This window comes from Bacillus sp. A260 (genome assembly GCF_009861435.1).
Classification (GTDB): domain Bacteria; phylum Bacillota; class Bacilli; order Bacillales; family Bacillaceae_G; genus Bacillus_A; species Bacillus_A cereus.
Genome location: NZ_CP046398.1, coordinates 139,420 through 150,000 on the forward strand (window position 1 = coordinate 139,420; position 10,581 = coordinate 150,000).

The window sequence follows — 10,581 nt, forward strand, 5'->3', positions numbered from 1 at the left end:
ACAGAAACATCGCTTGTTGTGCACAATCGGGAACTGCCTAAGGGGGACTTTCGGTTAGACAGGGGTTATACCTTTGTTTAACCGGGGTTTCGACGTTTTGAAGGAGGGTTTAGTTAATGATTGAAATCGAAAAGCCGAAAATCGAAACGGTTGAACTTAACGAAGATGCTAAATATGGTAAATTCGTAATTGAACCGCTTGAGCGTGGATATGGTACTACTTTGGGTAACTCCTTACGTCGTATTCTTTTATCCTCACTCCCTGGTGCCGCTGTTACTGCTATCCAAATCGATGGCGTATTACATGAATTTTCAACAGTTGAGGGCGTAGTAGAAGACGTTACGACGATCATCTTAAACTTGAAAAAGTTAGCTCTTAAAATCTACTCTGAAGAAGAGAAGACGTTGGAAATTGATGTACAGGGCGAAGGTATTGTCACAGCTGCTGATATTACTCACGATAGTGATGTAGAAATCTTAAATCCAGATTTACACATTGCAACGTTAGCAAAAGATGCGCATTTCCGCGTGCGTTTAACTGCAAAGCGTGGCCGTGGGTATACGCCAGCTGATGCAAATAAAAGCGAAGATCAACCAATAGGAGTAATTCCTATTGATTCTATTTATACTCCAGTATCACGTGTGACTTACCAAGTGGAAAAGACACGTGTCGGACAAGTGGCTAATTATGATAAGCTTACGCTTGATGTATGGACGGATGGAAGCATCGGGCCAAAAGAAGCTATCTCTTTAGGTGCCAAAATCTTAACTGAGCATTTAAATATCTTTGTTGGTTTAACTGATGAAGCACAAAATGCTGAGATTATGGTCGAGAAGGAAGAAGATCAAAAAGAGAAAGTTCTTGAGATGACTATCGAAGAACTAGACCTTTCTGTTCGTTCTTATAATTGCCTAAAACGTGCAGGAATTAATACTGTACAAGAGCTTGCGAACAAAACAGAAGAAGATATGATGAAAGTTCGTAACTTAGGACGTAAATCCTTAGAAGAAGTTAAACATAAACTTGAGGAATTAGGTTTAGGTTTACGTAAAGACGACTGAGGATTTAAACCCATCAACAAAGGAGGGAACTACGAATGGCATACAGAAAATTAGGCCGTACAAGTGCGCAACGTAAAGCTATGTTACGTGATTTAGCTACTGATTTAATTATCAACGAGCGCATCCAAACGACAGAAACTCGTGCAAAAGAACTTCGTTCTGTAGTGGAAAAAATGATCACTTTAGGTAAACGCGGAGATCTTCATGCTCGTCGTCAAGCAGCAGCTTTCATTCGCAATGAAGTAGCTAACGCTGAGACTGGTCAAGATGCACTTCAAAAACTATTCGCTGATGTAGCTCCACGCTATGCTGAGCGCCAAGGCGGATACACTCGTATTGCAAAAATTGGTCCACGTCGCGGAGACGCAGCACCAATGGTAATTATCGAGTTAGTATAATGATAATTAAAAGGGCAGGACAGTTCTTTTCAAGAAACTGGTCATGGCCCTTTTTTTTAAATATAAAAATAGGCTAACTTGGCGAAGGAAAGGGTGCCTTCTATTGAAAAAAGAGAAACTTCGGATAGAAAATATATCATTTCAATATCCTGGGGCAGCCACTTATGCATTAAAAGATGTTTCATTTTCCTTATATGAGGGAGAATGGGTATCTATTATTGGACAAAACGGTTCAGGAAAGTCTACACTTGCAAAATTATTGAATGGTTTGTTTTTGCCAGAAGCAGGGACTATTACAGTAAATGATACAATGGTTTTATCAGAGGAAACGGTATGGGATGTTCGAAAACAAATTGGAATGGTATTTCAAAATCCAGATAATCAATTTGTTGGAACGACAGTGCAAGATGATGTTGTATTTGGCTTGGAGAATATCGGAATGCCAAGAGAACAAATGATTGAAAGATTAGAACAGGCCTTGCAACTTGTCCGTATGGAAGATTTTCTTAATGATGAGCCTCATTCCTTATCTGGTGGGCAAAAGCAGCGAGTGGCAATAGCAGGCGTTTTAGCACTTCAACCATCTATTTTAATATTAGATGAAGCAACGTCAATGTTAGACCCTCAAGGGAGACGTGAAGTAGTAGAAACGGTTAGACAACTTGTTACTCAAAAAGGTATTACCGTGTTATCAATTACGCACGATTTAGAAGAAGCGGCACAGTCAGATCGTGTCATTATTTTAAATAAGGGAGAAATATTAGAGGAAGGGACTCCAGAAAAAATTTTCAAATCCTCTCATATGCTCCAAGAAATTGGCTTAGATGTACCGTTTTCGGTGAAAATAGCAGAATTATTAAAAAGAAATGAAATTCTCTTGCAAAATACGCATCTTACAATGGAAAGCTTGGTGAACGAACTTTGGAGATTACATTCCAAAAAGTAGAACATCGTTATCAATATAAAACTCCATTTGAAAGACGCGCACTTTATGATGTAGACGTGTCGTTTCCAAGTGGGGGCTATTATGCCATTATCGGTCATACTGGTTCAGGAAAGTCGACGATGATTCAACATTTAAATGGTTTATTGCAGCCGACAAATGGTACAGTTCAAATTGGTGAACATTTGATTTCGGCAGGAAAGAAAGAAAAAAAGCTAAAGCCACTACGTAAAAAAGTAGGGGTTGTCTTTCAATTTCCAGAACATCAGTTGTTTGAAGAGACTGTGGAGAAAGATATTTGTTTCGGCCCTACTAATTTTGGAGTATCTGTAGACGAAGCAAGGCAAAAGGCTAGAAAGGCAATTGAACTTGTAGGGCTAGAACCAGAACTGTTAACACGTTCTCCGTTCGAATTAAGTGGTGGACAAATGAGACGTGTTGCTATAGCGGGTGTACTGGCAATGGAACCTGAAGTGCTTGTATTAGATGAACCTACAGCAGGACTAGATCCAAAAGGGCAGAACGAACTTATGGAGATGTTTTATAAGCTGCACAAGGAGAAGGGTCTTACAGTCATCCTTGTAACGCATAATATGGAGGATGCTGCTCAGTATGCGGAGCAGATTGTAGTTATGCATAAAGGAACGGTCTTTTTGCAAGGAAGTGCAGAGGAAGTATTTTCACATGCTGATGAACTAGAGAAAATTGGTGTGGATCTTCCTATGTCATTAAAGTATAAACGTGCAATTGAAGAGAAGTTTGGTATTTCAATTCCAAAGGCTACCTTATCTTTAGAGGATCTTACTCATGAAGTTGTGCAGGTGTTACGAAAAGGTGGTCATGAATCATGCAGCAGTTGATTATTGGGAGATATATCCCGGGGAATTCACTTATTCATCAACTTGATCCACGTACGAAGCTGCTGATTGTCTTTTTATATGTATTTGTTGTTTTCTTAGCAAATAATGCGATTTCATATGGATTTTTATTTTTATATGCACTCATTGCTTTATTTTTTGCAAAAGTGCCGATTCGTTATGTACTTTCGGGCTTAAAACCAATTTTATGGATTTTTCTTTTTACATTTTTCCTGCATATTTTTACAAATAAAGAGGGGGATGTACTATTCCAGCTTGGTTGGTTTTCGATATATGAAAAAGGATTAGAGCAAGGGATATACATTTCTGTACGATTCTTCGTTATTATTTTAATGACGACATTATTAACGTTAACGACGACACCTATTGAAATTACAGATGGTTTGGAGACGTTATTAAAGCCGTTGAAGCGTATAAAGGTTCCTGTTCATGAAATCGCATTAATGATGTCAATTTCTCTTCGTTTTATCCCGACATTAATGGATGAAACGAGTAAAATAATGAAAGCACAAGCGTCACGTGGTATTGATTTTGCCGGGGGACCGATAAAAGATAGAATGAAAGCTATTATTTCACTGCTCGTTCCTCTGTTTATCAGTGCTTTTAAGCGTGCAGAGGACTTAGCCATTGCGATGGAAGCTCGTGGATATCAAAGTGGTGAAGGACGTACTAAATTTAGGCAACTACGCTGGAAAACAAGCGATACAGTAACGATTGTCAGCTTATTTTGTTTAGCTTGTATTTTGGCATGGGTGCGATCGTAATGGAGAATAGAGAAATGGATAGAATAAAATGTACGGTTGCATATGATGGCATGCATTTTTGTGGTTATCAAATTCAGCCGAACCATCGTACTGTTCAACAGGAGATAGAAAAAGCATTGCAGAAATTGCATAAGGGAGAACTTGTTCGTGTTCAGGCATCTGGTAGAACAGATTCTACAGTTCATGCAAAAGGACAAGTAATACACTTTGATACTCCTTTGTCTCTTGAAGAGTGGCAATGGAGTAATGCTTTAAACACAATGTTGCCAGATGATATTGTTATTAGGCAAGTAGAGAAAAAAACAGAAGAATTTCATGCACGTTACGGTGTTGAGAAAAAAGAATATCGTTATCGTGTATTATTATCAAAGACTGCGGATGTATTCCGTAGAAATTACGTATATCAATATCCATACCCGCTCGAAATCAACTCTATAAGAAAAGCAATTCCTTATTTTATTGGAACGCATGATTTTACTTCTTTTTGTTCGGCAAAAACTGACAAAAAAGATAAAGTGCGAACAATTTATGAAATCGAGTTAATTGAACAAGATGATGAAATAATTTTTCGTTTTGTAGGTAATGGATTTTTATATAATATGGTCAGAATTATTGTTGGTACGTTACTTAGCGTAGGGCAAGGAAAGCTTGATCCTGATAGCATTCCAGAGATTTTAGCGAAACAAAATCGTCAGTTTGCTGGAAAGATGGCTCCAGGTCATGGGCTTTACTTATGGGAGGTAAACTATAACAACTAATCCTGGTGTAACATTTGCTTGACATTAGAAACTCAAAAGTATATCATAACATATGGTATTGTTTCTAAAACCACGATTAGCCCCGGAAGGAAATCGTGTTTAAGATAAACAATAGATTTTTTCTATGGAAAAGATAACGAGGAGGGAAACACATGCGTACGACTTTTATGGCAAAAGCTAACGAAGTTGAGCGTAAATGGTATGTGGTTGATGCTGAAGGTCAAACTTTAGGTCGCCTTGCTAGTGAAGTAGCATCCATTTTACGTGGTAAAAACAAACCTACATTTACACCACACGTTGACACGGGTGATCATGTAATTATTATTAACGCTGAGAAAATTCATTTAACAGGTAATAAATTAAACGATAAAATTTACTACCGTCACACTAACCACCCAGGTGGACTTAAGCAAAGAACAGCTCTTGAAATGCGTACAAACTACCCTGTACAAATGTTAGAGCTTGCAATTAAAGGCATGCTTCCAAAAGGACGCTTAGGCCGTCAAGTTTCTAAGAAACTTAACGTGTATGCTGGAGCAGAGCATCCACACCAAGCACAAAAACCAGAAGTTTACGAACTTCGCGGATAATTAATTAAAGGAGGGCTTACTTTGGCACAGGTTCAATACTATGGCACTGGACGTCGTAAGAGTTCAGTAGCGCGCGTACGCCTAGTTCCAGGCGAAGGACGCGTTATCATTAACGGTCGTGATTTTGAAAACTATATCCCATTTGCTGCATTACGTGAAGTAGTGAAACAACCTCTAGTTGCAACAGAAACTTTAGGTAACTACGATGTACTTGTAAACGTAAATGGTGGTGGATACACTGGTCAAGCTGGTGCTATTCGTCACGGTATTTCTCGCGCTTTATTAAAAGCTGATCCAGAATACCGTCTAACACTAAAACGTGCAGGTCTATTAACTCGTGACGCACGTATGAAAGAGCGTAAAAAATACGGTCTTAAAGGCGCACGTCGTGCACCTCAGTTCTCAAAACGTTAATTTTTGCGAACTACAAACCCCAACCATTTTGGTTGGGGTTTTTTTATGTTTCATTCCTCTTTTGCAATTTTTATAGCTTGGAATATTTTAGTGCTACCGCCGCGCGTATGCTTCTTCTTTAGAAGTTTAGACTAATACGTATTAGGGAGGTTTATATGTACTATGAATGTCATTGTCAGCTTACAAGAAAAACAAAAAGAAAAGCAGTTAAAATACGAGCGGAAGATGTTGCGGGAATTATCATTAAAAACATTGCGTTCAAATATTCGTGATGCCTTTCAAATGCAAGAGCTTCATCGTCAGTATGAAGATTACTGTATTGAATTAGGGATAGAATCTTATTTATTAGGAGCGAGATACAGTAAATTTGGTTATTATGGTGAATCGTTTTTTGATGTGAAATATAGAGCTTTAGAAGAAGAACAACAATTAACTGAAACGCTATTTCAATTTTTAACGAGTATGACTATGCGAGAAATAAAGTTGAAAGATGAGGAGTTACTTTTTGAATCTTGTCAGCAGTTTATAGGATTGTGGTGGCAAGAAGGGTATGAAAAAGGTGAAAGAAGATATCGATTAAAGCTTCATTAAGACAAGCATAAACTTTCCTCTTGTCCCATATAAGTAATTAGAGGGACTAGCTGGAGGAGGAAAGGTATGAAGAGAATTCGAATTATCTCTTTTGCACTCGCTGCGGTTGTATTGTTTTTTTTAGTCAAGCAAGAATTTCAAATTACAAAATCGTGGCGAGCTTGGAATTTACCCTTATCAGGGAAAGTAATTGTATTAGATGCTGGGCATGGTGGACCAGATGGAGGGGCTGTTGGTGGAAAGGATATTATAGAAAAGGATATTACGCTTGAAATTACAAAAAAGGTACAAGACTATTTACAAGAACAAGGTGCACTAGTTATTTTAACGCGTGAGGGAGATTATGATTTAGCTAACAAAGATACAAAGTCATATAGTAGACGTAAAGCAGAGGATTTAAAAAAACGTGTAGAAATCATCAATAAACCTGATGTAGATTTTTTTGCAAGTATTCATTTAAATGCTTTAACTAGTAGTGGATCGAAAGGCGCACAAACGTTCTATTACCGCTCTTCGATTGAAAATGAACGTGCTGCAAAATTTATACAGGCTGAATTGAGAACAAGTTTAGAGAACACGAATCGTTCTGCTAAGACAATTTCGCATGTATATTTATTAAAGTATTCTAAAACACCAGGTGCTTTAATTGAAGCTGGCTTTTTATCGAATGTGAACGAAAGGTATATGTTAAATTCGGAGAAATATCAGCAAAAGGTAGCAGCTGCAATATACCGTGGTATATTACGTTATTTCACGGAAAAAGGAAATCCTCCAGAATAAGGAGGATTTTTTTTGAGCTTCTCTCGTTAACGAAGTTTTCGGAAAATATGTTATACTGGAAATGTAAACGCATTTATTTCATGGATAAGCAGAGATAAATTCAATTAACATTACGTTATTTTTCATACAGGGGGCTGGGCTAATTATGGTAACGAAAGAGCAAGTGGTTGAAGCGTTAGAAGGGATTGTAGATCCGTTTTTACATAAAACATTAAAAGAAACAAGTGCAATTAAAGAGGTAACAGTCAAGCCAGAGAAGGAACATGTGAGTGTCAAAATTGCAATCGTAAAAACCGGTACAGCGGAACAAATGCAGTTGCAGTCTGGAATTGTAAAGTTAGTAAAAGAACTTGGGGCAGCAACAGTTGGACTTCGTTTTGCAGAATTTACAGAAGAGGAATTAGCTCAGTTTGCACCGGAACAAGAAGAAGAGCAAAGTGAATCTTTATTGTCACCTAATTCAAAAACAACATTCTTAGCAGTAGCGAGTGGAAAAGGTGGCGTGGGAAAATCAACTGTTTCCGTTAACCTTGCAGTTGCTTTAGCTCGTTTAGGAAAAAAAGTTGGTATTATTGATGCGGACATTTACGGTTTTAGTGTGCCAGACATGATGGGGATAGAAAAACGTCCTATCGTAAGAGGTGACAAGATAATTCCGGTGGAACGTTTAGGTGTAAAGGTAATCTCAATGGGCTTCTTTGTAGAGGATAATGCACCAGTTATTTGGAGAGGACCTATGCTTGGGAAAATGTTAAACCACTTCTTCACAGAAGTAGAATGGGGCGATTTAGATTATTTAGTACTAGATTTGCCACCAGGCACAGGTGATGTTGCGTTAGATGTGCACTCAATGTTGCCATCTTGCAAAGAGATTATTGTAACGACGCCTCATCCAACAGCTGCGTTTGTAGCAGCGCGTGCTGGAGCGATGGCATTGCGCACTGAACATAGTATTCTTGGTGTTGTTGAGAATATGGCATATTTTGAAAGTAAGGTAACTGGTGAGAAAGAATATGTATTTGGAAAAGGCGGGGGAGATAAGTTAGCTACCGAATTACAAACGAATGTTCTTGGTCGCCTTCCACTGCAACAACCCGATTGGAATAAAGAAGACTTTGCTCCTTCAGTATATGAAGATACACATACAACGGGCATTATTTATAGTAAAATAGCTGAAACAGTAATTGATAAAACAGCTGTTACACAAAAATAAAGTGAAACTTTAATCAGTGGGGTTCACCTGTTACTGACAACAATAAGGCTTTTGTTGCTAGTAAACCTTTCGCTTAATTAGAGGGGTCCATTTTGTGTGTTAATAGCAAGATAAAGTAATAACGAGTGAACAATATATAAATTGTCCACTCGTTATTATAGTTATTATTTTTTACTGTTCTTCCTTCTTCTCGCCTTGAGAACCACCGTCACCGCCTGCTTCTTTCTTACCAGATCCGCCTTTTTCAGCTTTTTGCACACCTTTACTAATGATATCAATCATCTTGGCTTGGAAGAGTGGACTTTCAGCAGTTTCTGTTAGTACTTGTTGTAGATATTGACGGTATTCTTTACTCTTCATTGTTTGTAACATCATTTTTTCTACTTCAGGATTTTTCATAATTTCTATAACGCCTGCTTGGTATTCAGGGTCTTTTAATAAGGTTTTCATTAATTGAGTTTGTTCTTTCCCCATACTTTTAGCAAATTTTGATGAGAACTCAGGATCTTTAAAGAGCTTTTCCCAGAATTGTTGCCCTTTATCGGATACCATGGCATCTTCAATCGTTTTCTTTACTACTGTTTCATCTAGTATGAGTGCTTGTTTCATTTTTTCATCAGTTAATACATCTTGAATAGCTTTCTTACCTTGATCTGTTTTTAAAATATCAACAATCATTTTCTTTGTTTGATCGTAATCTAGTTCGGATTTCGTTTCTTTTCCTTGTGCGCATGCTGCAAGTGCGATAAGTAGAAAAGAAGAAACGAAAATGAATAGCATCCGTTTCATAAGTTGGAACTCCTTTCAGCACAGTTCTCTCTTTTTAATATAAATATCTTTAAGGAATTTATACATGAACATGGCTAGCTTTTTGAAATTGTCATTGATACAATTTAATTAGAAATATAAGGATAATGGGGGATGTGTTGTGAATAGCCGCAAGTGGGTACGACTATTTTTAACGACGTTGTTTCTTGGTGGGATTAGCACAGTTATTATTGGTTTTGTTTTGGAGTGGGACAAGTACAATAAATTTTTTCAAAATTTCGACGGTAAGGAGATTTTAGCAGTATCTTTCTGGCTGATGGGTGTAGGATTTATTTTTAGTGTTATAAGTCAAATGGGATTCTTTGCATATTTAACAATCCACCGTTTTGGACTAGGGATGTTTCGCTCATCTTCTTTATGGAATGCAGTCCAGCTCTTCTTTATTGCATTCGTATTATTTGATTTTGTGTATTTAAGATCTGTACTTATTGCAAATGGGGAAGTCTCGTTAGGGAATAATATACTTGTTGCTGGAATGTTATTTGTGTTTGGAGCAATTGTTGCTTATGTAAAAAGTAAAGAAACAAATAAAAAAGCATTTGTGCCAGCTCTGTTCTTTATGGTTGTTGTAACGATCCTTGAATGGGTACCGGCGCTTCGGATTAATGATACAGATTGGTTATATTTAATGGTTATACCGCTATTGTTATGTAATGCATATCAATTACTTGTATTACATCGTTTAATCGGAAAAACAAGTAAATCAGCTTAATAGAGAGGTTTTATACAACAGCAGTTATAATGTTGTAAATGGTATGATTAAAAAAGCTCTACCACCTTCTTGAAAGGTAGTAGAGCTTTTTATGCGTGAAGAGTAGTAGGGAAGAAGCTACTTCACATCTTCACTTTTCGTACTTGTGTTGGAAATAAGTTGTGATACGGATATTTGCTCATATCCATCACTTTTTATTTTTTGCAGGAGCAACGGTAAAGCTCTATTTGTTTGAAGGGCAGAATCGGATGCGTGTAATAAGACGATATCTCCACCTTTCAAATTATTAGAAACAGTAGAAACGATGTTATTTACACCTGGGTTTTTCCAATCGTTTGAATTATTACTCCAATGCACGACGGTGTATCCAAGTGATTCTGCGATTTTAAGGGTTGCTTTGTTAAATTCGCCACTAGGTGGACGTAACAGCTTGACTTGTTTTACACCAAGTTTCGTAAAAACATCTTGTGCTCGTAAAAGGTCTCGTCTTATTTCATTTGTCTCTAGAGAAGTATAGGATGTGTAATTGTACCCCATACTACCGATTTCGTGTCCATCTTTCATGATGCGCTCTACAATATCAGGGTGTCTTTCGGCCCATGCAGCAGAAAGGAAGAAGGTTGCATTCTTAATTTCTCTTTCTTTAAGAGT

Annotated in this window: 14 protein-coding genes (1 of these 14 only partly in view); 12 read left to right on the forward strand and 2 right to left on the reverse strand. The window is 37.5% G+C overall.

Annotation, left to right across the window (positions count from 1 at the left end; all coding sequences use genetic code 11):
• Positions 1 to 116: 116 nt before the first annotated feature.
• From GD442_RS00805 to GD442_RS00855, 11 genes are all read left to right on the forward strand, one after another.
• Positions 117 to 1,061 carry a DNA-directed RNA polymerase subunit alpha gene (locus GD442_RS00805; RefSeq protein WP_000569643.1) on the forward strand — a complete coding sequence of 315 codons (945 nt, stop codon included), beginning with the start codon at positions 117 to 119 and terminating at the stop codon, positions 1,059 to 1,061.
• A gap of 35 nt (positions 1,062 to 1,096) precedes the next feature.
• Complete coding sequence (gene rplQ, locus GD442_RS00810; RefSeq protein ID WP_000331490.1) at positions 1,097 to 1,459, forward strand: 50S ribosomal protein L17; 363 nt, start codon at positions 1,097 to 1,099, stop codon at positions 1,457 to 1,459.
• A 103-nt stretch (positions 1,460 to 1,562) separates the two neighbouring features.
• The gene (locus GD442_RS00815) at positions 1,563 to 2,405 is read left to right on the forward strand and encodes an energy-coupling factor ABC transporter ATP-binding protein (RefSeq protein ID WP_000711757.1); all 843 of its coding nucleotides are present in this window, start codon (positions 1,563 to 1,565) and stop codon (positions 2,403 to 2,405) included.
• Positions 2,381 to 3,262, forward strand: a complete 882-nt coding sequence (locus tag GD442_RS00820) for an energy-coupling factor ABC transporter ATP-binding protein (protein ID WP_000406535.1) — start codon at positions 2,381 to 2,383, stop codon at positions 3,260 to 3,262. Before GD442_RS00815 ends, GD442_RS00820 begins: the two co-directional genes overlap by 25 nt.
• Positions 3,250 to 4,044: an energy-coupling factor transporter transmembrane component T family protein gene (locus GD442_RS00825; protein ID WP_001186526.1), complete on the forward strand. Its 795-nt coding sequence runs from the start codon at positions 3,250 to 3,252 to the stop codon at positions 4,042 to 4,044. Before GD442_RS00820 ends, GD442_RS00825 begins: the two co-directional genes overlap by 13 nt.
• Before the next feature lie 14 nt (positions 4,045 to 4,058).
• Positions 4,059 to 4,802 carry a tRNA pseudouridine(38-40) synthase TruA gene (gene truA / locus GD442_RS00830; RefSeq protein ID WP_002164804.1) on the forward strand — a complete coding sequence of 248 codons (744 nt, stop codon included), beginning with the start codon at positions 4,059 to 4,061 and terminating at the stop codon, positions 4,800 to 4,802.
• Between the two features lie 152 nt (positions 4,803 to 4,954).
• Complete coding sequence (gene rplM, locus GD442_RS00835; protein WP_001260793.1) at positions 4,955 to 5,392, forward strand: 50S ribosomal protein L13; 438 nt, start codon at positions 4,955 to 4,957, stop codon at positions 5,390 to 5,392.
• Between the two features lie 21 nt (positions 5,393 to 5,413).
• Positions 5,414 to 5,806, forward strand: a complete 393-nt coding sequence (gene rpsI / locus GD442_RS00840; protein WP_000079986.1) for a 30S ribosomal protein S9 — start codon at positions 5,414 to 5,416, stop codon at positions 5,804 to 5,806.
• A 162-nt stretch (positions 5,807 to 5,968) separates the two neighbouring features.
• Complete coding sequence (locus GD442_RS00845) at positions 5,969 to 6,397, forward strand: DUF2521 family protein (RefSeq protein ID WP_001101005.1); 429 nt, start codon at positions 5,969 to 5,971, stop codon at positions 6,395 to 6,397.
• Between the two features lie 66 nt (positions 6,398 to 6,463).
• Entirely contained in the window at positions 6,464 to 7,177 is a 714-nt protein-coding gene (cwlD, locus tag GD442_RS00850; RefSeq protein WP_000822439.1) for an N-acetylmuramoyl-L-alanine amidase CwlD, read from the forward strand.
• A 145-nt stretch (positions 7,178 to 7,322) separates the two neighbouring features.
• Entirely contained in the window at positions 7,323 to 8,390 is a 1,068-nt protein-coding gene (locus GD442_RS00855; protein WP_159365028.1) for an Mrp/NBP35 family ATP-binding protein, read from the forward strand.
• A 171-nt stretch (positions 8,391 to 8,561) separates the two neighbouring features.
• Here the strand turns inward: GD442_RS00855 and gerD are convergent, their stop codons facing one another.
• Positions 8,562 to 9,179, reverse strand: a complete 618-nt coding sequence (gene gerD, locus GD442_RS00860; RefSeq protein ID WP_000827295.1) for a spore germination lipoprotein GerD — start codon at positions 9,177 to 9,179, stop codon at positions 8,562 to 8,564.
• A gap of 139 nt (positions 9,180 to 9,318) precedes the next feature.
• Between gerD and kbaA the strand changes: the two genes are divergently transcribed.
• Complete coding sequence (kbaA, locus tag GD442_RS00865; RefSeq protein ID WP_001088527.1) at positions 9,319 to 9,930, forward strand: KinB signaling pathway activation protein KbaA; 612 nt, start codon at positions 9,319 to 9,321, stop codon at positions 9,928 to 9,930.
• 117 nt (positions 9,931 to 10,047) lie between these two features.
• Here kbaA and pdaB read toward each other — a convergent pair whose 3' ends face one another.
• Positions 10,048 to 10,581, reverse strand: partial view of a polysaccharide deacetylase family sporulation protein PdaB gene (pdaB, locus tag GD442_RS00870; protein ID WP_000464705.1) — the 3' portion only. It continues 231 nt past the right edge of the window; 534 of the gene's 765 nt are visible here — the last part of the coding sequence; its start codon lies beyond the right edge, outside the window — the gene reads right to left on this strand; its stop codon occupies positions 10,048 to 10,050.

What these genes read in the sequence shown, in the direction of transcription:
- truA (WP_002164804.1), top strand. Translation starts at nt 4,059, where the DNA reads ATGGATAGAATAAAATGTACGGTTGCATATGATGGCATGCATTTTTGT.
- GD442_RS00805 (WP_000569643.1), top strand. Translation starts at nt 117, where the DNA reads ATGATTGAAATCGAAAAGCCGAAAATCGAAACGGTTGAACTTAACGAA.
- gerD (WP_000827295.1), bottom strand. Translation starts at nt 9,179, where the DNA reads ATGAAACGGATGCTATTCATTTTCGTTTCTTCTTTTCTACTTATCGCA.
- cwlD (WP_000822439.1), top strand. Translation starts at nt 6,464, where the DNA reads ATGAAGAGAATTCGAATTATCTCTTTTGCACTCGCTGCGGTTGTATTG.
- GD442_RS00825 (WP_001186526.1), top strand. Translation starts at nt 3,250, where the DNA reads ATGCAGCAGTTGATTATTGGGAGATATATCCCGGGGAATTCACTTATT.
- GD442_RS00855 (WP_159365028.1), top strand. Translation starts at nt 7,323, where the DNA reads ATGGTAACGAAAGAGCAAGTGGTTGAAGCGTTAGAAGGGATTGTAGAT.
- rplQ (WP_000331490.1), top strand. Translation starts at nt 1,097, where the DNA reads ATGGCATACAGAAAATTAGGCCGTACAAGTGCGCAACGTAAAGCTATG.
- rplM (WP_001260793.1), top strand. Translation starts at nt 4,955, where the DNA reads ATGCGTACGACTTTTATGGCAAAAGCTAACGAAGTTGAGCGTAAATGG.
- GD442_RS00845 (WP_001101005.1), top strand. Translation starts at nt 5,969, where the DNA reads ATGAATGTCATTGTCAGCTTACAAGAAAAACAAAAAGAAAAGCAGTTA.